The 25,647-nt window shown below is 50.4% G+C and carries 28 protein-coding genes and 1 pseudogene; 16 read left to right on the forward strand and 13 right to left on the reverse strand.

From position 1 onward, the window contains the following. Positions 1–18: 18 nt before the first annotated feature. Together cfa and punC are read right to left on the reverse strand one after the other, a co-directional pair. Positions 19–1,167 carry a cyclopropane fatty acyl phospholipid synthase gene (gene cfa / locus PAT9B_RS08530; RefSeq protein ID WP_013508850.1) on the reverse strand — a complete coding sequence of 383 codons (1,149 nt, stop codon included), beginning with the start codon at positions 1,165–1,167 and terminating at the stop codon, positions 19–21. Between the two features lie 309 nt (positions 1,168–1,476). Then, positions 1,477–2,679 (reverse strand): purine nucleoside transporter PunC, encoded by a 1,203-nt coding sequence (gene punC / locus PAT9B_RS08535; RefSeq protein WP_013508851.1) that lies wholly within the window; start codon positions 2,677–2,679, stop codon positions 1,477–1,479. A gap of 110 nt (positions 2,680–2,789) precedes the next feature. On the opposite strand from punC, the gene punR reads away from it, so the two are divergent. After that, positions 2,790–3,701, forward strand: coding sequence for a DNA-binding transcriptional activator PunR (gene punR, locus PAT9B_RS08540; protein ID WP_013508852.1), 912 nt, complete (start codon positions 2,790–2,792; stop codon positions 3,699–3,701). On the opposite strand, the gene purR is transcribed toward punR, so the two are convergent. Then, positions 3,698–4,723: an HTH-type transcriptional repressor PurR gene (gene purR, locus PAT9B_RS08545; protein ID WP_013508853.1), complete on the reverse strand. Its 1,026-nt coding sequence runs from the start codon at positions 4,721–4,723 to the stop codon at positions 3,698–3,700. The two genes, punR and purR, sit on opposite strands and share 4 nt — an antisense overlap. 285 nt (positions 4,724–5,008) lie before the next feature. Here purR and PAT9B_RS30570 point away from each other — a divergent pair, with 285 nt between their 5' ends. Then, positions 5,009–5,098: a YnhF family membrane protein gene (locus PAT9B_RS30570; protein WP_150105780.1), complete on the forward strand. Its 90-nt coding sequence runs from the start codon at positions 5,009–5,011 to the stop codon at positions 5,096–5,098. Positions 5,099–5,154: 56 nt separating this feature from the next. On the opposite strand, the gene PAT9B_RS08550 is transcribed toward PAT9B_RS30570, so the two are convergent. Next, positions 5,155–5,943 carry a C40 family peptidase gene (locus PAT9B_RS08550; protein ID WP_013508854.1) on the reverse strand — a complete coding sequence of 263 codons (789 nt, stop codon included), beginning with the start codon at positions 5,941–5,943 and terminating at the stop codon, positions 5,155–5,157. A 363-nt stretch (positions 5,944–6,306) separates the two neighbouring features. On the opposite strand from PAT9B_RS08550, the gene PAT9B_RS08555 reads away from it, so the two are divergent. Then, positions 6,307–6,642 carry a Grx4 family monothiol glutaredoxin gene (locus PAT9B_RS08555; protein ID WP_190274660.1) on the forward strand — a complete coding sequence of 112 codons (336 nt, stop codon included), beginning with the start codon at positions 6,307–6,309 and terminating at the stop codon, positions 6,640–6,642. Between the two features lie 35 nt (positions 6,643–6,677). On the opposite strand, the gene rnt is transcribed toward PAT9B_RS08555, so the two are convergent. From rnt to eptA, 5 genes are all read right to left on the reverse strand, one after another. Then, positions 6,678–7,346, reverse strand: a complete 669-nt coding sequence (rnt, locus tag PAT9B_RS08560; RefSeq protein ID WP_013508856.1) for a ribonuclease T — start codon at positions 7,344–7,346, stop codon at positions 6,678–6,680. 112 nt (positions 7,347–7,458) lie between these two features. After that, a complete protein-coding gene (gloA, locus tag PAT9B_RS08565; RefSeq protein WP_013508857.1) occupies positions 7,459–7,866 on the reverse strand; it encodes a lactoylglutathione lyase in 408 nt (135 codons plus the stop codon). 96 nt (positions 7,867–7,962) lie between these two features. Beyond that, entirely contained in the window at positions 7,963–9,060 is a 1,098-nt protein-coding gene (locus PAT9B_RS08570) for an alkene reductase (protein WP_013508858.1), read from the reverse strand. Between the two features lie 48 nt (positions 9,061–9,108). Then, complete coding sequence (locus PAT9B_RS08575) at positions 9,109–9,705, reverse strand: TetR/AcrR family transcriptional regulator (protein ID WP_013508859.1); 597 nt, start codon at positions 9,703–9,705, stop codon at positions 9,109–9,111. Between the two features lie 39 nt (positions 9,706–9,744). Next, positions 9,745–11,382 (reverse strand): phosphoethanolamine transferase EptA, encoded by a 1,638-nt coding sequence (eptA, locus tag PAT9B_RS08580; RefSeq protein WP_013508860.1) that lies wholly within the window; start codon positions 11,380–11,382, stop codon positions 9,745–9,747. Positions 11,383–11,583: 201 nt separating this feature from the next. Between eptA and PAT9B_RS08585 the strand changes: the two genes are divergently transcribed. The 4 genes from PAT9B_RS08585 (at position 11,584) to PAT9B_RS08600 (ending at position 14,016) form a co-directional block, all read left to right on the forward strand. Continuing rightward, on the forward strand, positions 11,584–11,853 hold the full coding sequence (locus PAT9B_RS08585) for a DUF1289 domain-containing protein (RefSeq protein ID WP_013508861.1): 270 nt from the start codon (positions 11,584–11,586) through the stop codon (positions 11,851–11,853). A 71-nt stretch (positions 11,854–11,924) separates the two neighbouring features. Next, positions 11,925–12,821, forward strand: coding sequence for an aldo/keto reductase family oxidoreductase (locus PAT9B_RS08590; RefSeq protein ID WP_013508862.1), 897 nt, complete (start codon positions 11,925–11,927; stop codon positions 12,819–12,821). 80 nt (positions 12,822–12,901) lie between these two features. After that, on the forward strand, positions 12,902–13,420 hold the full coding sequence (gene sodC, locus PAT9B_RS08595; protein ID WP_013508863.1) for a superoxide dismutase family protein: 519 nt from the start codon (positions 12,902–12,904) through the stop codon (positions 13,418–13,420). A 128-nt stretch (positions 13,421–13,548) separates the two neighbouring features. After that, entirely contained in the window at positions 13,549–14,016 is a 468-nt protein-coding gene (locus PAT9B_RS08600; protein WP_013508864.1) for a hypothetical protein, read from the forward strand. On the opposite strand, the gene PAT9B_RS08605 is transcribed toward PAT9B_RS08600, so the two are convergent. From PAT9B_RS08605 to PAT9B_RS08615, 3 genes are read right to left on the reverse strand one after another with little or no spacing between them, the layout of a single operon-like run. After that, a complete protein-coding gene (locus PAT9B_RS08605; RefSeq protein WP_013508865.1) occupies positions 14,017–16,017 on the reverse strand; it encodes an FUSC family protein in 2,001 nt (666 codons plus the stop codon). It lies immediately after the preceding gene. Positions 16,018–16,025: 8 nt separating this feature from the next. Then, a complete protein-coding gene (locus PAT9B_RS08610) occupies positions 16,026–16,883 on the reverse strand; it encodes an HlyD family secretion protein (RefSeq protein ID WP_013508866.1) in 858 nt (285 codons plus the stop codon). Positions 16,884–16,889: 6 nt separating this feature from the next. Further along, the gene (locus PAT9B_RS08615) at positions 16,890–17,126 is read right to left on the reverse strand and encodes a DUF1656 domain-containing protein (protein WP_013508867.1); all 237 of its coding nucleotides are present in this window, start codon (positions 17,124–17,126) and stop codon (positions 16,890–16,892) included. Between the two features lie 154 nt (positions 17,127–17,280). Between PAT9B_RS08615 and slyA the strand changes: the two genes are divergently transcribed. Further along, a complete protein-coding gene (gene slyA / locus PAT9B_RS08620; RefSeq protein ID WP_013508868.1) occupies positions 17,281–17,718 on the forward strand; it encodes a transcriptional regulator SlyA in 438 nt (145 codons plus the stop codon). Positions 17,719–17,748: 30 nt separating this feature from the next. Here the strand turns inward: slyA and PAT9B_RS08625 are convergent, their stop codons facing one another. Then, entirely contained in the window at positions 17,749–18,381 is a 633-nt protein-coding gene (locus PAT9B_RS08625; protein ID WP_013508869.1) for a response regulator transcription factor, read from the reverse strand. Positions 18,382–19,350: 969 nt separating this feature from the next. On the opposite strand from PAT9B_RS08625, the gene PAT9B_RS08630 reads away from it, so the two are divergent. The 8 genes and pseudogenes from PAT9B_RS08630 to PAT9B_RS08655 all read left to right on the forward strand — a co-directional run bounded on the left by PAT9B_RS08630 (position 19,351) and on the right by PAT9B_RS08655 (position 25,623). Next, on the forward strand, positions 19,351–21,894 hold the full coding sequence (locus PAT9B_RS08630) for a filamentous hemagglutinin N-terminal domain-containing protein (protein WP_013508870.1): 2,544 nt from the start codon (positions 19,351–19,353) through the stop codon (positions 21,892–21,894). Positions 21,895–21,948: 54 nt separating this feature from the next. Further along, a complete protein-coding gene (locus tag PAT9B_RS31095; protein WP_223300466.1) occupies positions 21,949–22,437 on the forward strand; it encodes a POTRA domain-containing protein in 489 nt (162 codons plus the stop codon). Positions 22,438–22,449: 12 nt separating this feature from the next. Further along, positions 22,450–22,527 (forward strand): annotated as a pseudogene (locus PAT9B_RS31435) (POTRA domain-containing protein); the annotation flags it as partial. A gap of 18 nt (positions 22,528–22,545) precedes the next feature. Continuing rightward, entirely contained in the window at positions 22,546–23,607 is a 1,062-nt protein-coding gene (locus tag PAT9B_RS08635) for a ShlB/FhaC/HecB family hemolysin secretion/activation protein (protein ID WP_304413509.1), read from the forward strand. 15 nt (positions 23,608–23,622) lie between these two features. Next, complete coding sequence (gene acpS, locus PAT9B_RS08640; RefSeq protein WP_013508872.1) at positions 23,623–23,991, forward strand: holo-ACP synthase; 369 nt, start codon at positions 23,623–23,625, stop codon at positions 23,989–23,991. A 23-nt stretch (positions 23,992–24,014) separates the two neighbouring features. Next, positions 24,015–24,770 (forward strand): SDR family NAD(P)-dependent oxidoreductase, encoded by a 756-nt coding sequence (locus PAT9B_RS08645; protein ID WP_013508873.1) that lies wholly within the window; start codon positions 24,015–24,017, stop codon positions 24,768–24,770. Positions 24,771–24,773: 3 nt separating this feature from the next. Further along, complete coding sequence (locus PAT9B_RS08650) at positions 24,774–25,322, forward strand: 3-hydroxyacyl-ACP dehydratase FabZ family protein (RefSeq protein ID WP_013508874.1); 549 nt, start codon at positions 24,774–24,776, stop codon at positions 25,320–25,322. Positions 25,323–25,341: 19 nt separating this feature from the next. Next, entirely contained in the window at positions 25,342–25,623 is a 282-nt protein-coding gene (locus PAT9B_RS08655) for an acyl carrier protein (RefSeq protein ID WP_041525774.1), read from the forward strand. Positions 25,624–25,647 lie beyond the last annotated feature (24 nt).

Here is a 25,647-nt window from a genome sequence, read left to right on the forward strand (position 1 = left end):
GCCGCTACAAACGGGAAGCTAACGCGCAACGCGCAGGCCACCTTCCGCACCGCGGCTGAATACCACCTGCCACAGCTGAATATCACGTGCGCGGAATGCACCGGCGCAGGCATTGAGATAGTAGCTGAACATGCGTTTGAAACGGTCACCGTATTTTTCTGCCAGCTGCGGCCAGGCATCGAGAAAACGGCTATGCCAGGCCATCAACGTGGTGTCATAATCCGCGCCGAAATTGTGCCAGTCTTCCATCACAAAATGTGATTCGCTGGCATTGGCAATCTGGCGAACGGAGGGCAAGCAACCATTCGGGAAGATATATTTGTCGATCCAGGGATCAACATTCATATCGGTTTTAATCGCCCCAATGGTATGCAGCAGGAAAATACCGTCCGGCTTCAAATTACGATCGGCCACCTCAAAATAGGTCGCGTAATTTTTCGGACCCACATGTTCGAACATGCCGACCGAGACGATACGGTCAACTTGCAGATTCAGATCGCGATAATCCTGCAACAGAATGGTGACGTCGAGACCGGCGCACCGTTGCTGTGCCATCTTCTGTTGTTCTGCCGAAATGGTGACGCCATGTACCTTCACGCCATAATTGCGTGCGGCAAACTCCGCCAGACCACCCCAACCACAACCGATGTCCAGCAGTGTCATGCCGGGTTCCAGTTGCAGCTTGCGGCAAATCATATCGAGTTTGGCTTGCTGCGCCTGTTCCAGCGTCTCTGCCTCTTTCCAGTAACCACAGGAGTACTGCATGAAAGGATCGAGCATGAGAGAGAACAGATCGTTGCCAAGGTCGTAATGCTCTTTACCGACAATCCAGGCGCGTTTTTTCGATTGTAAATTGGTCAGACGCGCGGCTGCGATACGCAACGTGTCTTTAAAATGATGAGGTAATTGCTGATCCAGATGATGCTTCAGTACGCGGTGGAAAAACATGTCGAGGCTTTCACAGTCCCACCAACCATCCATATAGCTTTCACCCAGGCCCAGTGAACCTTCTTGCAGGACCCGTTTAAAAAAATCCGGATGCTTAACCTGAATATCCCAGGGGCGAGTGCCATTAATGGCAATATCAGCCCGTTCCAATAATTCATGGGCGATACGAAACCAGTGGTTTTCTTCAAGGCTCACTTCTTCTATACACGATGAACTCATAGCTTCTCCATCACCTTTCCGATTTCAACCTGAGAAAAGAATAGTCAATTTCTCCAGGCTTGTGAGAGAACTCACGGAAAATCCGTGCGCCAGATATCCGACGTTTTACAGAGGTATGAATCTGAATAGAAATGTCTGGCACAACACCGCGGGAGAATATCGTGCAGACGCCATCCCAGCGACAGAGTCGCTTAATATTAATACAATTATGTTATTGATTTGTTACAGAAATGCTGACCCACGCAGTATATGCTTCCGTGGGTCAATGTTCAACGACTTATCGTTAGGTTGCTAACTAAAGTCGTTGCCTCAGTGATTATCTTCGCAGGCTAAGGAGTTGTGAGCAACATCACTTTGTGCGTTTGCGGTTCGTTGCCAGCCGAAACCGGCCCAGGCGAGTGCAACGGTGGCAAGCATCACCAGGCTGGTGCTATGCAGCGCTTGCTGCAATCCAGCAGACACCACCAGACTGGCTACAAAGCACAATCCAAGTTGCAGCAGATTTTGCAACGAAGCGGCCTTGCCGGTCGCCTGAGGGAAGGGCAGCAGGGCACTGGCGACCACAATCGGATAGATTGCGCCGTTTGCCAGCGCCATGCCGCAGAACGGCAACAGCAATGCCCACAGCGCCGGCGCGGAAAATTGCGCCACCGCAAACAGGCCGAAGATACTCAGGCTGTAGATCACCAGCAACCACGGCAGCAGTTGTTTCCCCTGAAAACGATTGAGCAGTGCACGGCAGCCGAACCCGCCGATCAGAAAGGCGATGGTCTGCGGCACGTAGCTCAGACCAATATCCGCCGGAGACAACCCTGCATCGGCGAGGATGAAGGGAGAACCGGTCAGCCAGGCGAAAAAGCTGGCGGAACAGGCGGAGTAAATCAGCACGTTGCCGCTATAGGTGCGTGACGCCAGCAGCGCCAGCCAGCCTGGCTGGGAGGTCTGGGCGGTTGGTGTGCGCACGGGATTGGTCAGGCGCAGAGTGCCGATCAGCAAGACCAGGGTGACGATGGTCAGCAGCAGGAAGATGCTGCGCCAGTGAAAATGCCCCATCAGCCAGGCTCCGAGTAACGGGGCGAGCGCCGGTGACAAGGCAACCAGCGGCATAATGGTGGCAAAAACTTTGTTGGCCTGAGTTTGGGGATAACGATCGACCACCAACGCCTGCCAGCTCACGGCCGCCGCGCAGACGCCGACTGCCTGCACAAAACGCAGCGCCAGCATCAAACGAACGTCAGTCACCCACAACATGCCGAGACAGCCAAGGGCAAAGATCACTAATCCCGCCAGCAGAATCGGTTTACGACCGAAGCGGTCAGACAGCGGTCCCCAGAACACCTGTGCACAGGCAAACCCACCAAGGAACAGGCTCAGGCTGGCACTGATGGTACCCGGTGCGGTGGCAAAATCCTGCTGCATCGCACCGAATGCCGGCAGGTACATATCCGTAGCAAGAAAGCCCAGCATGCTGAGTAAAGCAAGGTAAGGCAGAAATCCTTTTGATGACAACATTGGTAATTCTCTTTAGACAGGTTGAACGCGGAGGAGTGTAAAAGCGTGCGCCGGGCTTTGTGAAACGCTAATATTTGCGCGTTGCTATCAAAAAATTTGCAGGCAGAAAAATGTGGTCTGAATACGCGCTTGAAGTGGTAGATGCGGTGGCGCGCACCGGCAGTTTCAGTGCAGCGGCGCAGGAGCTGCATCGGGTGCCTTCTGCCATCAGCTATACGGTACGTCAGCTCGAAACCTGGCTGGCCGTGCCGCTGTTTGAACGTCAGCATCGGGAAGTGGTATTGACGGCGGCAGGGGAGCATTTTGTCCGTGAGGGGCGCAGTGTTATCAAAAAAATGCTGGCGACGCGGCGACAGTGTCAGCAACTGGCGAACGGCTGGCGTGGGCAGCTCAGTATCGCGGTAGATTGTATTGTGAAGCCGCAGCGTACCCGGCAACTGGTCAGGGATTTCTACCGTCACTTTCCCGACATGGAGCTGATTATCAGCTATGAGGTGTTCAATGGCGTCTGGGATGCGCTGGCGGACGGGCGGGTTGATGTGGCAATTGGTGCGACCCAAGCGATCCCGGTCGGTGGACGTTTCTCGTTTCAGGATATGGGGGCCTTGAACTGGCGCTGTGTGGTTAGCCCCGAACATCCGCTGGCGCAAAGCGCACGGCTGGACGACGAAACGCTGCGCGCCTGGCCTTCGCTGGTGTTGGAAGACACCTCGCGGGCGTTGCCGCGACGTATGACATGGACGCTGGATAATCAGCGTCGGCTGGTGGTGCCGGAATGGGAAACCGGCCTTGACTGCCTGCTTGCCGGACTCTGCGTCGGCATGGTGCCGGGCCATTTAGCCCGACCGTTGCTGGATAGCGGTGCACTGACCGAATTAGCGTTACCCACGCCATTCCCGGATAGCCCGTGTTGTGTCAGTTGGTCGGAACAACGCAACTCACCGGCATTAGGCTGGTTGCTGAGCTATCTCGGTGATGCCGAAACGCTCAACCAGGAATGGCTGAGCGAAACGGAGGCTTAGCGACGATAATCGCGGAACGGGCCGTCAGCGACGGAACGGCGTTCAATCAGCGTGGGCTGAACCTCAATGGTCTGGGGTTCTTCACGCTTACTGGTGATGCGATCCAGCAACATCTCCAGGGCTTTTTCACCCAGTTGAGCTTTAGGCTGGTGCACGGTCGTCAGCGCCGGAGTGAAATAACGCGCGTTGCGCACATTGTCATAGCCGATCACGGAAATATCCTGCGGCACGCGCAGACCCATCTCATCCGCAGCGCAAATCGCGCCCATCGCCATGATATCGCCGCCGCAGAACACGGCAGTCGGACGTTGCTTCTGATTGAGGATCTGCTGCATCGCCTGATAACCGGACTCCGGTTCGAAGTCGCCCTGCACGATCCAATCCGGCCGAACGTTGATACCCGCTTCATTCAGCGCTTGCATGAAACCCGCATGGCGGCCACCGCCGGTGTTACGTTCCATTTGCCCGGGGATGGCACCAATGTCGCGATGACCACGTTCGATCAGATAACGACCCGCAAGATAGCCGCCCTGGAAGGCATTATCCTGCACCGTATCAGTGAAGTCGCCGCGCGATGCGCCCCAGTCCATCACCACCATCGGGATGTTGCGGTTCTCTTCCAGCATGGTCAGCAGGTCATCAGGGTACTCAGAACACATGACCAGCAGGCCATCGACGCGTTTCTGCGCCATCATCGACAGATAAGCGCGCTGTTTTTGCAGATCGTTATGCGCGTTGCCAAGGATCAGCGTGTAGCCACGGTCGAAACAATGGTTCTCCACTGCTTCGATAATCTCGGCGAAATAGGGGGCTTCGCTGGAGGTCGCCAGCAGTCCCAGCGTTTTGGTGTGGTTGACTTTCAGGCTGCGCGCCACGGCGCTGGGCGAGTAATGCAGCTCTTTGATCGCTTCCCATACGGCGTTACGCGTCTCTTCCGCGACAAAACGCGTCTTGTTGATGACATGCGAAACCGTGGTGGTGGAGACACCGGCGCGTTTCGCCACATCTTTAATTGTTGCCATGAAAATGGTACTCCCGGGCTTATCGCAACTAACTGATAAGTATATTGTTAAACGTTTGCGTCTGCTAATGGTTTTACGCCCCGATTTTCGGGGCAAATGGCGAAGAAAAAGACCTTAACACTCAGTCAATAACACTTTAACTTGCCGCAAACACAGCGTGCGCAAAATCTGTTGCGCAACGAAAGGCGGCGATTCTAGCAAGCTGGCGCGGATAAGACGAGATTTTTGCCGGGGGCTGTGACAAAATTACGATAACCCTTCAATTAATGTGACTAAGGAGTTGTGATGAGTACCGACCTGAAACTGGCGCTGTTTACCACTGTGGGCGCGCTGTTAATGATTATCGTGTTCAGCTTCACCGCGATCCTTCATTAATAAAAAAAGCCGGATCTGAAAAATCAGTCCGGCTTTTTCTGCTCGCGGGCGGCGGGTTAGCGGATGGTTTTGGGCGTCATCATCCGGCGAGCGCCAACATAATGTTTCAACCAGTAGTCCTCACCCAACGCACTGATCTGAATGTCTTTACCGGTACGCGGTGACTGGATAAATTTGCCATTGCCGAGATAAACACCCACATGATCAGCGGTGCCGCGATGATTGATGCGGAAGAACACCAAATCGCCTTTCTCCAGCATATCGCGCTTAATCGGTGCCGCATCGCGCAGATGGTACATTTCGTTGGCGGTGCGGGGGAATTTGTATTTGACCAGATCCTTGTAGGCGTACCACACCAGGCCACTGCAATCGAAACCGGTATGCGGTGAGGTGCCACCCCATTGATAAGGCTTGCCAATCTGCCCCATCAGTTTGTTCATGGCGGTTTCACGGGCTTTCTGATAGCGCTGACGGTGGGAGTTGCTCATCTTGATGGTGGTCAGATCGCCGCCATCATCCTGCTTCTCCGCTCTTTTGGCGGTGCGCTGGTGGCCATATTTTTTAGACGGTGACTTCAGCAGAGATTTTTTGCTGCGGGTGGTTTTGTGCAGCGCCGTTTCCGTTTTCGGCTGTTTTTTCAGTTTTAGCTTCTGAACACTGGTGGCAAGACGGGATTTCTTCGTGCTGGTTTTTACCGGACGTCGTTTGCGACGCTCATCTTCACGCGCACTTTTCTTCTCTGCGTTATGCAAACTGGCATTGATGGGCGCATGCGGTGACGCAGAAGCCACATTAAAAAACAGTTGGGCGAAAGCCAGCATAAAAAGCGTAATGAGTAAACGCATAGTCCGGTTACAGGTTAAGCAGTCTGAAGAAAACAGCCTGCGGCTATGTTAGAAAAATCTGATCAATGATCAGCGCCGAGATGATTCTAATCCAGTTTTTTTCCAAAAGGTAAGGCATTTTTCCATTAATCTGTTAGCAGAGTTGATATGGGGCAAAAATGAGCGATTTCAGCTGGTTAACCCAGCAGAAATATTGCTAATTATTAATCGGTTCATGCTTATTCATGATATGAAAATGTTATTTATGGCACTGGAACTTAACAAACATGGCGATTGATGTGCCCGGACCGCAAAATCCCGTTTTCAGTGCGGGGGTGAAGTCGCTACAATAAACAAACACGAAGTGAGGAATTAAGGAAGGCAATAATGAGTACTGTTGAGAAAATCCAGCGCCAGATCGCAGAAAACCCGATCCTGCTGTACATGAAAGGTTCGCCGAAACTGCCAAGCTGCGGTTTCTCTGCACAAGCGGTACAGGCTCTGTCTGCCTGTGGTGAGCGCTTCGCGTATGTCGACATCCTGCAAAACCCGGACATCCGTGCTGAGTTACCAAAATTCGCCAACTGGCCGACTTTCCCGCAGCTGTGGGTTGATGGCGAGCTGGTCGGTGGTTGCGACATCATTGTAGAGATGTTCCAGCGTGGTGAACTTCAGCCGCTGATTAAAGAAACTGCTGAGAAGTATAAAGAAGCAGAATAAAAGCGAAGGCCGACAATTGTCGGCCTTTCTTTTGGTCACTCGGCGGCGTCTTCTTCCGACAGGTCGTCGCTGTACGCCAGTGGCCAGCCTCCCAGACGCTTCCAGCGGTTCACCAGTTCGCAGAACAGAATGGCGGTTTGTTCGGTATCGTACAGGGCAGAATGCGCTTGAGTGCTATCAAAATCCATCCCTGCCGCCTTACAGGCTTTTGCCAACACTGTCTGACCTAACACCAGCCCACTCAATGCGGCGGTATCGAAAGTAGCGAACGGATGGAACGGATTGCGCTTCAGACCCACACGTTCTGCTGCGGCCATCAGGAAGTTATGATCGAAGGTCGCATTGTGCGCCACGATAATCGCACGGTTGCAATGGCTGTCTTTCATCCCTTTGCGCACCATCTTAAAAATGGCATGCAATGCATCATACTCGCTCACCGCGCCACGCAGCGGGTTGCTGGGATCAATCCCGGTAAACGCCAGTGCTTCCGGGTTAAGAATCGCGCCTTCAAAAGGTTCAACGTGGAAATGCAGCGTTTCATCGCAGTGCAGCCAGCCGTCATCATCCATCTTCAAGGTGGTGGCCGCGATTTCTAACAGGGCGTCGGTTTTGGCATTAAAACCGGCCGTTTCGACGTCGATCACCACGGGATAAAAGCCGCGAAAGCGTTGATGGAGAGCGTTTAAGGCGTTCGATTCAGACATCAGGATCTCATAGCAATAAAAGGGCAGCGCGCATTATGGCAAAAATCGCGGGAGGGTGCAGCAGCAGAGGAGGGCCAGCCTGTAAAAGTCCAGGCTGACCGGGCAAACAACGTTAGTTGCCGATGCCGTGTCCGGCATGTTTGTTCTCGATCAGCTCAATTTTGTAGCCATCGGGATCTTCAACAAACGCAATCACCGTGGTGCCGCCTTTTACCGGACCGGCTTCACGCGTCACTTTACCACCGGCATGGCGGATGCGATCACAGGTGGCAGCAACATCATCCACACCCAGCGCGATATGGCCATAGGCGTTGCCAAGATCATAACTCTCCACGCCCCAGTTGTAGGTCAGCTCGATCACTGCACCTTCGCTCTCTTCGGTGTAACCGACAAAAGCCAGCGTGTATTTGTATTCCGTGTTTTCGCTTTGACGCAGCAGACGCATGCCCAGCACACGGGTATAAAAGTCGATGGAACGCTGTAAATCGCCAACGCGTAACATAGTGTGAAGTAAACGCATAACATCCTCTTTTAAAAAGCACAAAGGCTAAGTATAGCGAGTTAACGCTACGAAAAAACAGCACTGCCGCACATTGGCGCGGCAGTGGGGGAGATTTTACAGGGTCGGGTAATCGGTATAGCCTTCCGCACCACCGCCGTAGAAGCTTTCCGGGCGTTGTGGGTTAAGCGGCGCATCTTGTTGCAGACGCGCCACCAGATCCGGGTTGGCGATAAAATCGCGGCCAAAGGCCACGGCATCGATCAGGCCACGCTGAATCAGGTCATCCGCTTTTTCTACGCTATAGGCACCGGCACCGATGATCACGCCGGGGAACAGGGCGCGCACTTTCTCACGGAATGCATCGCTGTAAGGCTGACCGCCTGCCCAGTCTGGTTCTGACAGGTGCAGATAAGCGAGTTTACGTTTACCCAGTTCAGAGATGTACCACAGCGCGGCGGCTTCTTCATCCGGGCCATTTTCCAGGTTCTGGAAGGCACCAATCGGTGAAATACGGATACCAATACGGTCTGCTGACCAGTTGGCAATGGCTGCGTCGACCACTTCCAGCGCGAAACGACCACGTTTGGCAATCGAGCCGCCGTATTCATCGGTACGCTGGTTTGATCCCGGTGCGAGGAATTGGTGCATCAAATAACCGTGTGCAGAGTGCAGCTCCAGCAGATCAAAATCCGCTTCACGTGCGTTGGCGGCTGCCTGGCCAAAATCCGCCACAATCTGCTGAATTTCAGCAATGCTCAGTGCACGCGGCAGTGAGGTATCTTCACGATAGACGCTGCCATCGGCATGGCGCAGTGAGGTGCGCGTACCCGCAGCCAGCGCTGAAGGCGCGACGGGCGGCAGGCCATTGGGCTGCACGCTGTTATGCGAGATACGGCCGGTATGCCACAGCTGAACCGCGCTATGTCCACCCGCACCATGAATGGCTTCGTTAATTGCTTTCCACGCGGCAATTTGTTGCTGGGTATGCAACCCCGGTGCACCTGCATAGCCTTTCGCCTGGAAAGAAATTTGCGTGGCTTCGGTAATGATCAACCCGGCGCTGGCGCGCTGCTGATAATACTCCGCCATCAGCGGTGTCGGGATATCGCCTGGCTCAATGCTACGCAGACGCGTCAGCGGTGCCATAAAAACGCGGTTAGGTACGGTAATCGCACCCACTTTCAGTGGGGAGAACAGCTGTTTACTCGCCATGTTGACTCCTGTATTAGACCGGTCGTCTAGAAACTGCGGTTTTTAAAATCAGTGGCTATTCAGCCACTGTTCAATGGTTTCAAGTGCCAGACTGATTGGCCCTGGCTCTCGTGAAATTTTGCTTTGCAGGCTGGCACCCAGCCATAACAAATAACAGCGCTGCGCCAGTTGCTGCGGCGTTTGACCATAAGGCAACGGTTGTTCTGCGGCCACGTCTTTCAGACAGCGGGCGTAGGCACTGATAACCGCATTCGCGCCCAGTTGCAGCGCATCGCGCATCGGTTCCGACAGATCGCAGACTTCAGCGGAGAGCTTTACCCCCAGGCAACCCATAATATGGCCCTGTTCGATAAACACCTTCTCCGCGCTGCGGAAGTGCTGGAGAAACCGTTCGCGCGCAGTCATTTGCGGCTGATCAAGCTGGTGCTCAATCATCTGCAAATGATGGACAAAATAACGCTCCAGCAGGGCGACACCAAAGGCTTCCTTCGAGCGGAAATAGTGATAAAACGAGCCTTTAGGGACTTCGGCCAGCGTCAACATCTCGCTGAGGCCCATGCCTGTGAAACCGCGTTGCAGGCACAACTGCTCGCCGGTAGCGAGCAGATGTTCTCGGGTTTCGTTGCGTTGCTGAGTCTTGTTCATGAGCAGCAGGTTAGTAGACCAGTCAGTCTAATGCAATGCTTAACTGAGCGTCTGGCACGATCTGATCATATCCAGCTGAGGTTGATACTCGCCAGTCTGGATGTTGAACATGCCCAACAGGGTATGGAACAGGTTGTCCTGTGATACCGGAGTTTCCGCCGCTTGCTGGCGTAAACAGCTCTGATTAATGTGATACGCGGAGGCGTAACCCGGCGACATCCACATCAGCAACGGAATATGCGTTTGCTGTGAAGGGGCAAACATATATGGCGCGCCGTGCAGATACATGCCGTGTTCACCCAGCGACTCACCGTGATCGGAGAGATAAACCATCGCTACGTTGAAACGGTCGCTCAATCCTTTCAGTTTGTCGATAGTACGGCTCAGCATATCATCCGTGTAGAGCAGTGAATTATCATAGGTATTGACCAGCGCCTGATGGTCACAATCCTGAATCTGATTGCTATCACAGGTCGGGGTGAAACGTCTGAATTCAGACGGATAGCGCTGATAATAAGCCGGACCATGGCTGCCCATCTGATGGAGTACGATGATGCCGTCGTTATGCAGGCTGCCGATATAATTATCGAGGTTATGCAGCAGCACATCGTCGAGACAAAAGCCATCGTGGCAATATTGCGTCAGATTCCACAGGGTCATGTCGGTGTGCGGCACCCGGTCACAGGCACCTTTACAGCCTCCATCATTTTCACGCCACAGCACGCTCACCCCGGCATGTGACAAGACATCGAGCAAGCCTTCCTGATGATGCGCCAGATTAGCGTCGTAATGCTCACGTGGCATGTTGGAGAACATACAAGGTACGGAGACGGCGGTCTCGGTGCCACAGGAACTGGCTTGCGGATAATAGATCACTTGCTGCTGTTGCAGTTGCGGGTTGGTGTCGCGGTTATAGCCACCCAGTGAGAAGTCCTCTGCACGGCCGGTTTCACCCACCACCAGTACCACCAGGGTTTTCTTCTGCTCAGCCGCGATTAACGGACCTTTACGTGCATCCTGACCAATTTTGACCAGTTGCTGACTGCCTTGTAACCAACGTTGATCGACATAGTGGCCGGTACCGCTGACGATATTTGCCGGGGTAATCATTTTTACCAGGCCTTTGTTGTTGCGCACCAGCGAGGCATAGTCTTTATAAAACAGCACCGCCATCAACAAAATCACCAGCAGCGCGCCAAGTGCACCTGCCAGGCGTTGCAGCAGGCTCCACCACCAACGTTGCCCATGGCGGATGCGGACGCTGCTGATGATAGCCACCGGCAGAATCCCCATCAGCAGCATCCAGATTGCCCAGGTACGGCTGATCAGGGCACCCGCTTCCTGGGCATTCGATTCGAACACGTTCTCGATCATGTTGGTGTCGATGACGGTACCAAAACTGTGCATAAAGTAGTTGGCAGCGGCACTGGCCAGTACCAGCACAATCAATAGCGGTTTGCGGATAAATGGCCAGGCGATCAGACTAAAAATCAAGTAGAACGCTGAAATCAGGACCACCGGAATACTGGCGGCAAACAGATAATCATGCAGGCGATCGTAGGTAATAATTTGCCAGGCACGAAATAAAAACAGGCCGTTTAAAACGATGGCAAAGAACAGGGCGGCACTAAAATTAAACCAACCAGTGTGACACTGTAACTTATTCGGGAATTTCATGGAAACTCAATCATGGAACGGAATGGCGCCAGAGTAGAGACAAAATATGAGGAAAACCTTAACGAAACCTAAATGCGCGGACCGGCGGTGTGACCTGTTTGGTAAGCAGGCGTAACCCCTGTAGGGGCTGACGGATTTATTGTGTGAAAAGTAGACCAGCAGCGTTTACTCCTTGCACAATGCCACTAAGCTGTTATCAATATGCTGCAAACCAATGACGTCGGAGTTGAAGTGGCCGAGCAACTTGAGTTTTTCCCCGTACCCAGTCCCTGTCGCGGTATTTGCCAGAGCGATGCGCGTGGCTATTGCCGTGGTTGCCTGCGCAGCCGGGAAGAACGCTTTAACTGGATGCAATACAGTGATGCACAAAAACGTGATGTGTTGCGCCTGTGTCGCCAGCGTTGGTTACGTATCCAGCGTAGTCAAAAGAGTGAACAACCTGACGAACCGCAACAACCTTCACTGTTCTGACCGTCCCTGCCGCTGACTTTCCGTTATACTGCCGATTCATCATTCGGAATTGTGTTTAAGGGAGAGTTTTGATGCTACAACCGCAACAAATTGCCCCACAGGGTCCCTCGTTCTCGCCGCTGATTATGGGTTACTGGCGTCTGATGGAATGGGGGATGACCCCGGCACAGTGTGCACAATTTATTGAGCACCACCTGTCGCTCGGCATCACCACCGTAGACCACGCCGATATCTATGGTGATTACCGCTGTGAAGCGGCGTTTGGTGAGGCACTGAAATTGGTGCCGGGCTTACGCGAAAAACTGCAAATCGTCACCAAGTGTGGCATTGCCACGCGTGCGAAACCGGAACACCGTATCGGTCATTACATCACCGAAGCCCGACATATTTTGCACAGTGCCGAAAATTCGTTACGCCACTTCGCTACGGACTATCTTGACCTGCTGTTGATTCACCGTCCCGATCCCCTGATGGATGCGGATGAAGTGGCGGAGGCTTTCCTTGCCTTACATCAAAGCGGCAAAGTGCGTCACTTTGGCGTATCCAATTTCACACCGGCACAATTTACCTTGTTGCAATCTCGTCTGCCTTTTACCTTGGCAACTAACCAGTTAGAGATCTCGCCGCTGGAGCAGTCCACCTTGCTGGACGGTACATTGGATCAATGCCAGCAATTGCGTATGCGCCCGATGGCCTGGTCGTGTCTGGGAGGTGGCCGCATTTTTAATGACCCGCATTACCAGCCGCTGCGCGATGAACTCCATCAGGTGCAGCAAGAAATCGGTGCCAGCAATATTGAACAGGTGGTTTATGCCTGGGTCATGAAGCTGCCAAGCCGTCCGCTGCCAATCATTGGCTCCGGCAAAACAGCCCGTGTCAGTGATGCCGTCGCCGGTTGCCAACTCGCCCTGGATCGCCAGCAGTGGTTCCGCATTCGCAAGGCGGCATTGGGTTACGATGTACCCTGATGCGTAAAAAAGCGTCAAATTACGGCGAGCGGGACAAAATACGTCCAGACTTACAGGGAAGCTAACCATAAGGAGGCGTTATGAATAGAATCCTGATCGCCGTTCTGGCGCTGTTTTGTAGCGGTGTTGCGCAAGCGGCATCGGAACAGGTGACGCTGCATAAGGTTACTGAGCAAGGCATTGGTGCGGCTATTGGTAAGGTGACCATCAGTGAAACACCCTGGGGACTGCAATTTACCCCCGAATTAAGCGGTCTGCCGCCGGGTATTCATGGTTTCCATGTTCATGCGAAAGGGAGCTGCGAACCGGGCGAATCGGGTGGCAAAATGGTTGCGGCGGGCGCGGCGGGTGGACATCTTGATCCGGCGAACACCGGTAAGCATCTTGGGCCTTATGCCAACGGTCATCTTGGCGATTTGCCCGCGCTGTTTGTCACCGACGAGGGCAAGGCCGACTATCCGGTATTGGCGCCACGCATCAAATCCCTGAGTGAAATCAAAGGCAAGGCGCTAATGGTGCATATGGGGGGCGATAATCACGCCGATCACCCTCAGCCGCTGGGGGGCGGCGGTGCCCGTTTTGCCTGTGGCGTAATTTAACCGCGAGGCGGCAACCCCGATGCCGCCTTGATTTGCGTAACCAGACGTTTCTTCTTTGATTTTTGCGCTGTTCCCATGGTTTTTTCCCGCCTATGATACTTGCAGGGAAAAACAGCTCAGGGGCAGGAATGAAAACGTGTGGGATCATGTTGTTATGTGCGTTGCTGGTCGGTTGTGATCAACCCAATGATACGCAATTGCGGCTCGATGCCAGTCGGCAGCTGCAAAGGGAGATTGACCGCAATCCGCTGCGTGCCAGTTGTGAAGGCATTGCCCGTGGACGTGAATGGCTGACACAACACACCCTGCAAAAGCTGGAAGCAAAAGGGTGCCAGAACGTGTTACGTAGCGCGACCGAGACTGATTTCACCCATGCTGAGACCTTTCACCATACCTTAACCATGGTGTGTGGGGGCATTGAGGGCAAAAGTTTTACCGGCACGGAGCTGACGCGACGTTTTATCTACTCACCCGAGGAGAAAGCGTTGGTGATTGAGCCGATGTCGGAGCAGGATAAAACCCGTTTTGAAGGACGGAAAACGCTGCAACAGTTGCAGGATGACTTTAATCGCCAGCTACAGCAATATTGCCAGTAATTATCCTGGCACCGCCTGTTTTAACTGTGCCAGCGAGCAGCGCAGTCGCCAGAGAATACCCGCCAGGGTATTGGCCTCACTATCCTGCGTCACTGGCAATTGCGCAATCATCGCTTCCAGTTCATCCAGCGTGGCCTGCAATGGCATATGACGCACCCCACGAACACTCATAATGCGCTGCAAATCTTGCAGGCTGCTGTCGCGCATCGTTGCCAGTGTTGGAGAGGCAGGCTGCCATTCGCGCAATTGCCAGACCAGATGCGAGCAGTTGAGCAACACCACGCCCCAGCGCAACAACCACACTCGCGCCTGCTCATCACGGCTATTACTCAATTGGCTGATATGATGATAAATCTGCGACTCAAAACGGCTTTCGCTCAGGCGTGGATGACGACGTAACTGATCGAGAAAGGCGTGGCGTAAGGCGCGGATATGGCGACGGCTACGTCTGGCATCGGAACTGGGACGCAGTACCTGAAACGCCAGCCAGGCGAGCATCACACCACACACCTTTGCCAGATTATCGTTGAGGAAACTCTGGTAATCCCAGTCCGGGGGATTGCTGACCGCGATAAACGATCCCATGAACACGATAAATTGCCCCCACATACCGGCACGGGTTTTCTGTTGCAATTTGAACAGTTGTAACGTGGTAAGCAGGGGGAACAACACCAACAAAAACTGCCACAACGCGCTAATTTGCACCATCAGGCCGAATTGCAGCACAAAGCTAAACAACGATAGCCACAGCAGGGTTTTCAGCAACAGAGAGATACTGCCGGTTGGCGAGGGGGCTGAAGAATAGAGGACACAGGCAATTGCCGTCAGTGTCAGTGCCGCCGCACCAGAATCCCATTGCGTGGCGATCCAGAATGCACAGCCCAGCATAATCACGCTGAACGTCCGCAGTGCACTCCATCCGGCCTCGGCGTTATCGCTTTCGCGCGCCAGCGACGGCACGCGCGGCGGCTGGAATTGTGTATCTGCATCCGCACGTTCAATCAACCTGATCCAGCGTTGCACGTTCAGGTAGACCCAACAAAAGTAGCGCAGGCGCTGGACAAAGGCACGTTGGCGATAATCACCAGCGGCGGCGGGAGTGATACCGCGCAGAATCAACGCCAACTGGTATTTATCACACTCAGGCTGCGCTAATTCGTGCAGCAGTTTTTGGATGGCATCAAACAGTGACTGCGGCGCTTCAGGCCAGTTCAGCAGCATCCGGCGCAGGCTGGAGAGCACACTGGTGAGGCGCAATTGCTGATGCAGTACATAGTTGAGGACGTTATTTTGCCGACGAAAGCGGTAGTGGCTCCAGAACGCCTGGATGCGCAGCAGGTTCATGGTCAGGATCTGGCTGATCACCGTCTCATGTGCGCTGCGAACATTGTCGGTACTGCCTTGCTGCATCAACAGCACCGCGTGTTCCAGCAGTCGGGCGTGCATCTGGCGCAGCGATCGCATCAACGCGTGACCATCTGAGGTACTGGGCAGCACCATCATCATCAACCCGGCACATAAAATCCCGGAAATCACTTCACAAACGCGTGCTTGGGTAATCGTCCAGAGATCACTGATATCGGTGATATTGACGCTGCTGAAGGCGATGATGGCGGCGGTATACCCGGCCAGCGAAAAGGCATAGGCCACATTGTTCTGGTAGTGGTTGGCAATCCAGGTACAGAGCGCCAGCCAACCCGCCATAAAAAAAGCAAACAGCCACGGCTCATTTAGCGTATGGCCGGCAATCAGTAACGCAGCAGTGGCACCGAGTAAGCTGCCAACAATGCGCCCCAGGCTTTTACTGATAGCACCACCGACCGTGGGAAAGCTGACTACTGCGGCAGAGGTCATGGCCCAGTAGGGCTGATCCAGTTGCAGGGCATATGCCACCGTTAACGCCAGACACATGGCGATGGCATTGCGTAACGCATAACGCCATTCGCCGCTGCTGGCTTTGATCCAGGGGAGATTTTGCCATGCCAGCCACTGTAAATTCATGCCCGGCCTCAGCGCTCAATCGAGATCGTGCAGGTTGTGCCCGCCACCAGCGGGACGCCATCCGGAATGGCGTCAAGACGAATACGCACCGGCACACGTTGCGCCAGCCGCACCCAGGGAACATTCGGTTTAATATCCGGTACCAGGCCACTGTCACTGTCGACACTCTGGTCGTAGATGGCGCGTCCGATGCTTTCAACTTTGCCTTGCAAACGCTGGCCGTTGCTGTAAAGCACGATGTTGGCGGTCGCGCCTGGCTGGATATGGCGCAGTTTGGTCTCTTCGAAATATCCCATCACATACCAGGAATGGCTATCCACCAGTGAGAACAGCGGGGTGCCCGCCGTGGCGTAATTGCCCGGTCGCAGCGTCAGATTGCTCACCCAACCATCGGTGGGAGCGCTGATTTGCGTTTGCTCCAGATTCCAGCGCGCCTGATCGAGGGTCGCCTGAGCAGCTTTGGTGGTGGCTGCCGCGGCATTGGCTGTCAGATGCGCAGCATCGAGATCCTCCGCTGAAATCACGTTACGTGGCAGGTTGCTACGACGGCTCAACTCATGCTGGGCCTTTTCCTGATCTGACTGTGCTTTTGCCAACTGCGCCTCAGCATTATCCAGCGCGATTTGCCACGGCACCGGATCGAGCGTCAACAAGGTATCCCCTTTATGCACAAATTGATTATCACGCACCACCAACGACACGATACGCCCGGAGACTTGTGGGGTGATGTCGACCAGCTCGGCACGGACTTTACCGTCGCGCGTCCACGGCGATTGCATGTAGTAATTCCACATCCACCAACCCGCCAGCAACGCCAGCGCAAACACAATCAGGGTAGAAAAATATTTAAAGGGATTGAATTTCATGGTGATTTATCCGAGGCTCAATAACCAAAGTGCGGCGGTAACGCACAGCACAAACAAGGAAAGATCCATTAAGGTGGGATGCCAGATATCACCGGAGTACATCCAGCCACGTAGCAAGGGATGAATCAGCAGCCAGAAAAAGAAACCCAGCAACACCGCTTTGAACAGCGGTGGGAAGAACAAGGAAGCGCCAAAAACCAGGTCAGTGAGTGGCGCATTAGCGGTCAGGGGGAAAACAGACACGTGTTATCATCCTTAGTAAACCCAGATTCTCTCTTAATGAAGCGTAGATGAGTGCGTGTGTCAGCTGGCCTGGGATTTGTATTTTGTCCTGTAAACTCGCAGAATAGTGTAAAATCTGGCTTGATAGCTAGCAAGCTAATTATAAGGAGATGAAATGGATACGACACTCGGAACGGATCTGTCTCGCCTGGTGCGCATCTGGCGTGCCTTGATCGACCAGCGTCTGAAACCGCTTGAGTTGACGCAAACACATTGGGTGACGTTGCACAATATTCATCAACTCCCGCCAGAGCAGTCGCAGATACAGCTGGCGAAAGCCATTGGTATTGAGCAACCCTCGCTGGTGCGTACACTTGATCAACTGGAAGAGAAGGGGCTTATCACCCGTTCTACCTGTGCCAACGACCGTCGTGCGAAACGTATCAAGCTGACCCGTCAGGCAGAGCCGATCATCGAACAGGTTGAGAACGTGATCGATGCCACCCGAGATGACATTCTCAACGGCATCAGCCTGGAAGAGGTCAACCAGATGGTGACCCTGATTGCCCGACTGGAGAAAAATATTCTTGAGTTGCAGAATCGCGAAAAATAAAACACCGCCCCGCAGCTGGGGCGGCGTTACTTAAAACAAGAACAGGGTGTTAATCTCACCGTTAAGTTTTTTTTGTAAAGAGAAGCGGATGTTATAAAGCTTTTTTTTATCCAGTTGCAGAGAATCCGCGATTTCCGTCAGGGTGTATTCCCGCACCAGAAGATTCAATACCTCCACCTCTGACGTGGTCAGACTGCCCGCTTTGACCCCGTTACCCCATCGACCAATAAGAACATCTTTGATCTTTTTATTAATGGTTTGCTGGCAATCGCTGGAATAGATAACGGTGGCGATACGCTGGTGATGCTTCCACCACCAAGAGGCAAGATTATCCATCCTATAATCAGATAATAAGATTAATCCGCTACCACTTCTGGCTAAGTTTTTAATCCAGTCGGCATCAGAGAAAAATTTTATGTTGTAGTGAGAGAAGTCGACAAAGATAAAACTAAACTTCAGATGGTTATGCTGCTTTTCACGTAGCGTAGCATGGATACCCAGCCGTAAATAATAGTTTCTGTCGGGCCAGATAGCGTATTCAACGTCGGAATGATCCTGCATGTCTGACAGCTGAGCAGGCGTTGTTGCCAGCTGATAATCGGTCCAATTGGTTTTACACGGTTCATTTTGCATTGGAATCAACAATCCCTGTCCAATTTCCATGGTGATGTCTGAATGTGGCGCATCATACAAATCCGAAAAAAATACAGCAAGGCTGTTACCCGCTATCAGGAATTCCCAGGATAAGAGAAATTCTGAAAGTACAGCGGCTTATAAATGAAACCAGCATATCTTTTTGTCTTATTTTCAGCAGGATAATAATCGATTAAAGGTACGGCTCGTGGAAATAAATAAGAATATTACCTGGTTATCTCGAAGCTATGATAGCGACCTTTACAAATCATGAAAGGATAATGGCACAAAAAGCTAAAAAGATGATGCCGCTATTAAGTGGTAAGGATAATGTTGGGGCGGTGTTTATGTAATGCTAATGATTTACAGCAAAAAAAAGCATCTTTTTAGATGTGATTGATTGAATGATAGATTTTGATGTTCATTTCCAAACATCATGGATGTTGCACGATGAAATTTAAGATTATTTAAACCGAAAAATAGTGAGAAGCATGCTTTATATTATGCCGAGAAGGCTGCATGCCACGCCGCACGAAGCGGGGGAGTCTGTCTTTTTTCCTGACTGTAAAGGAGGCTAATATGGCAAGTTTTATCCTGAGTATATAAGTAATAATCTGAAGGGTTGTCTGGTTACGATAATTTTAGCAATTAGCAGGCGAAGGGGAATAATTTCTCATTGGGGCAGGCACTTATTTTACATCCTGAAGTTTTCACTTATTGCATGCTTGACATTTTTTTTTAAAAGATGAAAAGTAGTGTTGCAACAGGATAATTTTGTAAGTAATAAAAATAACACATGCAAGGTTTTATGAGATGGCAGGGTATTGCTTTATTTTATAGAAACTAATATGAGCTGGTAATATTCTTAATTCATCCAAAAATAATCTGAACCGATAGCGTTCGGCGGCATTTTATTGGTTGTTGAATTATAATATTGATATCTTAACGAACACTGTTTTTTGCGCGTAACAATGATACTCACTTATCAAGTAGGTAAAAATGAAAATTAAGCATGGCTTATTAAAAGTCAGCCCCTTAGCTTCATCGATACTGTTGGCTTTGCCAGTGATGGTCAATGCTGCTGACCTTAGTATGATAAACGGTACTACCAGCATGGCGAATGGTGTTCCGGTCGTAAATATTAATGGAGCTAACGGAAATGGCATATCTCATAATATTTATGACAAGTTGAATGTTGGTAAAGAAGGTTTGATTTTTAATAATAGCCAGAATGGTGCCAATACTGCGCTGGCGGGGCAGATCGCTGGCAACAGTAACCTGGCATCAGGTACGGCAAAAGTTATCCTGAATGAAGTAACGTCAAAAAATAAAAGTAGTCTGAATGGCCAGATGGAGGTGGCCGGTGATAAGGCGCATTTGATCATCGCCAACCCTAATGGCATCAGCTGTGACAGCTGCGGCTTTATCAACGCGGATAAAGTCACCATGACGACAGGTAAAGCTGATCTGAACAATGGTGAACTGAAAGGGTATTCCGTCAACGGTGGCATTATCACCACTGATGGTTTGACCAGTGATTCACCAACAGCCATTTTGGCGCGGTCAATTGTCGTTAATGGAGACATTAATGCATCGGGACAGGAACTTACCCTGATTGCGGGTAACAACTATATTGATACGACAAATAAGGTGACAGGTAGCGTTAACGCCAGTGGTGCAAGAAATAGTTATGGGGTTGATGTAGCTAAACTTGGTGGTATGTACGCCAATAAAATCAATCTAATCAGTACCGAAAACGGGATTGGCGTGCGAAACGCTGGCGTGTTGGCGGCCGGTAACGGTGGCATTCAGATCGATGCTAATGGTCGTTTGACCAATAACGCAGCGCAGATTAAATCAACAGGTGTTATCGCGGTTAAAACCAAAGGTACACTCGAAAATGTTACCGGTAAAATTGTAAGCGACCAGACCGTTTCAATTGATACGAATAAAAACGTCATCAACAACAGCCGCGCGGGCAATATCATGTCCGGTGCAGATGTTTATATCAGCAGTGGTGAGTTTAACAATACCAATGGTAAAGTTGCTGCGAGTGGAACGTTGGCGATGAACACCAATAATGCTGCGCTGATTAACTCCGGGAAAGGTAACACTGTTGGGATTGAGGCAGGTGTGGTCGCATTACAAACGGGCACGCTGAATAATAACAATGGTCAAATTAAAGGCTATTACGTTGGTTCTCAATCAACGAACGTGCAAAATAACAACGGTATTATCGAGTCCTATAGCGATGTGGATATGTCCACTACGGGATCGGTGAATAATAACGGTGGCCGGATTCGCGCAGCGAATGGTCATGTTAAAATTGCTGCATCAAAGGGAACTCTCACCAACAGTGGTACCAAATCTGCTGATGCCGGAAGTTCTGATTCACTGGGAATTATTGCGGGTGAAGGCGGTATTGACATCGCCGTTGCCAACCTGAATAACAGCGACGGTCAGATTGCCTCTTCCGGAGATATTGGATTACTGGCGACATCTGGCGTCAACAACTTCAACGGCAAAGTCGCAACAACCAAGAATGTATCAATCAAGGCAGTGTCTTTGACAAACGGACAATCGAGTATTGTCGGTCAATCTGGAGTGGGCATTGAACTGACCGGCGATATGACTAACCGTATCGGTATCATTTCGTCTGACTATGGTGATGTCAATATTCGTGCGCGACATGTCAATAACAGTGCTGGCTTGTTGCTGGGACAAAATGTAAATATCGAAGCCGTTAATGATGTTAATAACGATACTGCATTAATCGTAGCGCAAAAGAAACTGACCATTCATGCTGGCGGCACAGTGGCCAATCAGAATGGCAACAATTTTGGCAACACTTGGGGATTGTATTTCGGCATGCCAAATCAGCAAGGCGGCATGATTGGTAATGGTGGGGTAGAAATTATCGCCACTACATTAAATAATAATAATAGCCGAATCATTGCGCAAAATGCGCCCTTAACTCTGGCGATCACCGGTACTCTGTATAATGATCGAAGCTTGCTGATTGGCGCTGGCGTATCCAGTATTAAGGCAAAAAGTCTGAGCAGTAACTATTCGACTATCCACTCAAAAGGGGATTTGACGATTGACACTGGCAGCTTGTCGTTAGCCAGTAGCGGAAACATTATCGATAATAATGCCACCGGTATTATCGCTGCGGATGGCGCTCTGGCTCTCAATGTGGGGGGTAGCTTTACCAACTATGGTTGGATCACCGGTAAGCAGAAGGTTAGCGTCAACTCCGGTGGCGTTTTATACAACCGAAATACTATTTATTCAGACAATGAAGCTGAGGTTTATGCGAAGACTGCAGTTTATAATTATAAGGACATGGTTGCGGGTGCTAAATTAACCGTTAGCGCTACCGATACAGTCTATAACGCCGGAAACTTGTTTACCGAAGGGCACGCCACTATTTCAGCAAAAAGAGTCCAGAATGACGGTAAATCAGCAGTCATGGGTGGCCGTCAGGGGGTTGATCTGAATGCTGATACTGTAATTAATAGCGGGAAAATCGTCGGGTTGTAGAAATTGAGTGAGATGAAGCAGCTGTAATGCTGCTTCATCCTCGATAAGCATGCTATGAAAAAAACAATCAGACCCCTACTGGCTCTTGCCGTGCTGAGTGCCAGCGAATCAACGACGGCAGATATCGATTTAAATCGCCTTGTTAAATCACAACAGGATCTTGAAAATAACACGCGACAGGAAAACAAGTTGGTAAAAAAGGATGTCTATTCGAAGGTTGAACGATTAACCCTGAATAACATTGATTTTCCTGTTGAGGAACACTGCGTCGAAGTTGATGGTTTAATTATCGAAGAAAATTTTATAAATGATGCCTTGATAAAGGCGGTTGAGTCAAAAATTGTCGGGCGCTGTCTGGGGACGAAGGGGATTGAGCAACTTGCGAATGTATTACAGGATCATTTTATTAATTCAGGCTATATCACGACGCGCATTGAGATCCCCAACCAGGATTTAACCACAAGAAAGTTAACGTTGGCGGTTGTGCCGGGCAGGATTGAAAAAGTTCTGCTTGATAACAGTGGTGTTAAAGAATGGATATGACCGTTTAAATCAGGACAGATTCTTAATATCAGAGATATCGAGCAGGGGTTAGAGGTGTTGCAAAAAACACCGGGTGTAAAAGTCGGGATCAATATTGAACCTGGCAGTCTGGCGGGCTACAGCAATGTTGTGATCAACATGGAGCGTGCAACTAACTGGAATGCCCGAACCTGGGTGAACAACTGGGGTGATGCCGGGACAGGTAAAAATTTGTTCGGTGTTGCGGGTTATCTCTATAACCTGACAAAAATGAATGATGTTTTTTACTTGTCGGGAACAGCGAATGCTGAACAGGTAAGCGGCCGCTATAAAAGTGTTAGTACCTATTACTCAATACCTTATGGTTACTGGGATTACGAATTTTTTTACAGTAATACTCAGTCGCGGCAAATTATTAATATTGGTCCTTACGATTTCAATTATTTAGGCAAGAGTGCAAACTTAAGCCTGAAAGCTTCAAGAACCGTCTATCGTGATCAGGATAAGAAAGTCGCGTTGAGTGCTGAGCTACTCCGCAGGAAGGTGGGCTACAAATTAGAAGACATAGCGCTGGCATTACAAAAACGCAATATGACGAACCTGCGCTTAGGGGCTAATTTTAAAAGAAATATACCTGGCGCATTATTTGATACTACGTTTTCATATCAGCGATTCATGCCGTGGTTGGGTGCTGAAGCAACACCTGATATGAAGTCGGGAGATGTCAGCCGACAGAGCCATGTTTTGAATCTGGATATGAGCTATACAACATTGCTGAATATCCCCTGGGTGGATAGTTATTATGAATTGCGGTTGGGTACACAGTATTCTCCAGATGCTTTAACATTACAAGACCAGTTTAGCATTGGTGACAGATGGAATGTGCGCGGGTTTGAGAATAGCGCCGGTATTTACGGCAATAAAGGTTTCTATGCACAGAATACCGCCAACGTTATTACCGGGTTAAGTAATCTGGAGTGGTACCTTGGCACTGACTACGGAGCAATTTTTAAAGATAAAGCTGTACAGGATAGTATTAAGAACCGGCAGTTAATTGGGGCTGTGACGGGATTGAAAGGAAGCATTAACGCGTTGAACTATGATCTTTCTTTGTCAAAACCCTTGCTTTACCCACGTGAATTAAATGCTGATAAAGTCAATTTTAATTTTAATATTTCTTATCAACTCTAGTTTTCGGGAGAGGCCATGTCGGTTGGTACGGATATCGTAGAAGTAGAACGCATAAAAAACGCTATTATTCGTTCAGAAATGTCTTTTTTGCCGCGTGTTTTCACCGAGGCGGAAATTTCAAAGATTGGTAGCGATCAGCCGGATTATGCAAGAGCATCTGGTTTCTGGGCTGCGAAAGAGTCGATTGTTAAAGCGGTGGGATTGGGCTTTCGTAATGGCATCTGTTTTCACGACGTTGAAATTATTCATGATGAATACGGTGCTCCTCATTTTCAGTTGTCTGGAAAGTTAAAGGATGTTATCGCGGAAAAAGGTTTTTCAAAAATAGCATTAAGTATTTCGCATTGTCGCCTGCATGCAATTGCAGTTACGGTTTTGACTTAATTTCATCCGATTGAAGTGTGACTATGTATAAATATCACGACCTTATTGACAAGAATGTTTTAGTAACCGGTGCCAGTGGTGATATTGGCATGGGTATTTGCGCCGGGTTTTTACAACAGCAATGCCAGGTTTATGCGTTGTATAAATCAAACTCAGCTGACTTACAGCGTCTGAAAGAGAGTCATCCACAGGGTGAGCGACTGCATATTCTCCAGTGCGATCTTGCCGATAAGAAAGCGGTCACGCAGCTGTGCCAGTATCTGAGTATTCAGGCCAAAAAACTGGATGTTCTGGTGAATAATGCCGGAATTGTACGCGACGCACTCTTTGCTGCAATGAGCAATGATGATTTCACTACGGTAATCGATACCAATCTGATTAATACCTTTGTACTGACGAAAGAGGCGCTGATGCTATTGAGAGCCGCGGAAAGCGCGGCAATTGTCAATGTTGCCTCTATTGCCGCAATTATCCCCAGTATTGGTCAAAGCAACTACAGTGCTTCGAAAGGGGCATTGCTCGGGTTCACGCGAACGTTGGCAGCCGAACTGGCCCCCAGAGGGGTGCGAGTCAATGCGGTGGCACCAGGAATGATCGAATCAAAAATGGTGAAGAAAGTACCGCGTACCGTTGTGCGTGATGTGGTGTCATCTGTGCCATTAAGACGGTTAGGTAAATGTGAAGAAGTGGCGAATACGATCGTTTATCTAAGCTCCTCAGCATCTAGCTATATTGTTGGCCAGACCATCGTGATCGATGGTGGCCTGGTTATGCGGTGACTTATGTCAAAATATGCGATTCCTGCCAGAGTATTTCTCGAAATGGGTGGCTGGCGACAGCCGTTGGTTATGGTCGACAGAATTGATGACTATAAGTATGGGGAAAATGGTTACATCAAAATCATAAAGCATGTGACATTTAACGAACCTTATATGGCCGGGCATTTTCCTGAAGACCCCATTATGCCAGGCGTACTTATTGCGGAAATATTCGGCCAGGCCAGTGAGTATTTCTCTTTTCTGTCTGATGTCTGCGATATCTGGCAGGATGAGTATCAGCAAGAAATGCGTTCATTACGCGATATTCACCAAAATATCACGAATGATAAATTGGCTGCGATTATTAGAGCACGGCGTTCACAAGTTCGCGGCGTGCTTGCCGCACAGAATTTAAAATTCAAGGATATCGCATGGCCCGGAGATACGATTGAGGTCATCAGTAAGCTCTCTTTCGCAGACAGTAATGGCTTCAGACACTATGCGGTATCTGCCCATGTCGGTAAAAAACTGATCAGTCAGGGCGTAATCATTAACTTTCGAGACGTTAAATAATCCATTACGGTAAATAGAGATGAATATGATGCAAGAAGATATTGAAGCGCGCAAAGCGGTGTTGCTCACCATTAAAACGGAAATCATTCAGCGTCTGCATATACAGAAGAATGCAGCGCAGATTGATGATGATACGCCCTTGTTTGGCAATGGACTTAAACTGGATTCAGTCGATGCTACGGAAATTCTGGTATTACTGGATAAGACTTTTGGTATTCAGGTCAGTGAAGGTCAAGACCCATCTTATATGCGAAGCATCAACACGTTGGCCTCATTTGTGTTGAAAAACAGAAAGCATTAACAATTTTCATTTTATTATCGTAGG

Source organism: Pantoea sp. At-9b (assembly GCF_000175935.2).
Lineage (GTDB): Bacteria > Pseudomonadota > Gammaproteobacteria > Enterobacterales > Enterobacteriaceae > Pantoea.

Excerpts from the sequence above, each read along its gene's own strand:
- slyA (WP_013508868.1), top strand. The coding sequence starts at position 17,281 with ATGGATACGACACTCGGAACGGATCTGTCTCGCCTGGTGCGCATCTGG.
- PAT9B_RS08645 (WP_013508873.1), top strand. The coding sequence starts at position 24,015 with ATGTATAAATATCACGACCTTATTGACAAGAATGTTTTAGTAACCGGT.
- PAT9B_RS08630 (WP_013508870.1), top strand. The coding sequence starts at position 19,351 with ATGAAAATTAAGCATGGCTTATTAAAAGTCAGCCCCTTAGCTTCATCG.
- PAT9B_RS08575 (WP_013508859.1), bottom strand. The coding sequence starts at position 9,705 with ATGAACAAGACTCAGCAACGCAACGAAACCCGAGAACATCTGCTCGCT.
- PAT9B_RS08585 (WP_013508861.1), top strand. The coding sequence starts at position 11,584 with ATGCTGCAAACCAATGACGTCGGAGTTGAAGTGGCCGAGCAACTTGAG.
- acpS (WP_013508872.1), top strand. The coding sequence starts at position 23,623 with ATGTCGGTTGGTACGGATATCGTAGAAGTAGAACGCATAAAAAACGCT.
- PAT9B_RS08610 (WP_013508866.1), bottom strand. The coding sequence starts at position 16,883 with ATGAAATTCAATCCCTTTAAATATTTTTCTACCCTGATTGTGTTTGCG.
- PAT9B_RS08550 (WP_013508854.1), bottom strand. The coding sequence starts at position 5,943 with ATGCGTTTACTCATTACGCTTTTTATGCTGGCTTTCGCCCAACTGTTT.
- PAT9B_RS08625 (WP_013508869.1), bottom strand. The coding sequence starts at position 18,381 with ATGGAAATTGGACAGGGATTGTTGATTCCAATGCAAAATGAACCGTGT.
- punR (WP_013508852.1), top strand. The coding sequence starts at position 2,790 with ATGTGGTCTGAATACGCGCTTGAAGTGGTAGATGCGGTGGCGCGCACC.
- PAT9B_RS08570 (WP_013508858.1), bottom strand. The coding sequence starts at position 9,060 with ATGGCGAGTAAACAGCTGTTCTCCCCACTGAAAGTGGGTGCGATTACC.
- PAT9B_RS08655 (WP_041525774.1), top strand. The coding sequence starts at position 25,342 with ATGAATATGATGCAAGAAGATATTGAAGCGCGCAAAGCGGTGTTGCTC.
- sodC (WP_013508863.1), top strand. The coding sequence starts at position 12,902 with ATGAATAGAATCCTGATCGCCGTTCTGGCGCTGTTTTGTAGCGGTGTT.
- PAT9B_RS08650 (WP_013508874.1), top strand. The coding sequence starts at position 24,774 with ATGTCAAAATATGCGATTCCTGCCAGAGTATTTCTCGAAATGGGTGGC.
- PAT9B_RS08605 (WP_013508865.1), bottom strand. The coding sequence starts at position 16,017 with ATGAATTTACAGTGGCTGGCATGGCAAAATCTCCCCTGGATCAAAGCC.
- PAT9B_RS08600 (WP_013508864.1), top strand. The coding sequence starts at position 13,549 with ATGAAAACGTGTGGGATCATGTTGTTATGTGCGTTGCTGGTCGGTTGT.
- cfa (WP_013508850.1), bottom strand. The coding sequence starts at position 1,167 with ATGAGTTCATCGTGTATAGAAGAAGTGAGCCTTGAAGAAAACCACTGG.
- purR (WP_013508853.1), bottom strand. The coding sequence starts at position 4,723 with ATGGCAACAATTAAAGATGTGGCGAAACGCGCCGGTGTCTCCACCACC.
- PAT9B_RS31095 (WP_223300466.1), top strand. The coding sequence starts at position 21,949 with ATGAAAAAAACAATCAGACCCCTACTGGCTCTTGCCGTGCTGAGTGCC.
- PAT9B_RS30570 (WP_150105780.1), top strand. The coding sequence starts at position 5,009 with ATGAGTACCGACCTGAAACTGGCGCTGTTTACCACTGTGGGCGCGCTG.
- PAT9B_RS08590 (WP_013508862.1), top strand. The coding sequence starts at position 11,925 with ATGCTACAACCGCAACAAATTGCCCCACAGGGTCCCTCGTTCTCGCCG.
- rnt (WP_013508856.1), bottom strand. The coding sequence starts at position 7,346 with ATGTCTGAATCGAACGCCTTAAACGCTCTCCATCAACGCTTTCGCGGC.
- gloA (WP_013508857.1), bottom strand. The coding sequence starts at position 7,866 with ATGCGTTTACTTCACACTATGTTACGCGTTGGCGATTTACAGCGTTCC.
- punC (WP_013508851.1), bottom strand. The coding sequence starts at position 2,679 with ATGTTGTCATCAAAAGGATTTCTGCCTTACCTTGCTTTACTCAGCATG.
- eptA (WP_013508860.1), bottom strand. The coding sequence starts at position 11,382 with ATGAAATTCCCGAATAAGTTACAGTGTCACACTGGTTGGTTTAATTTT.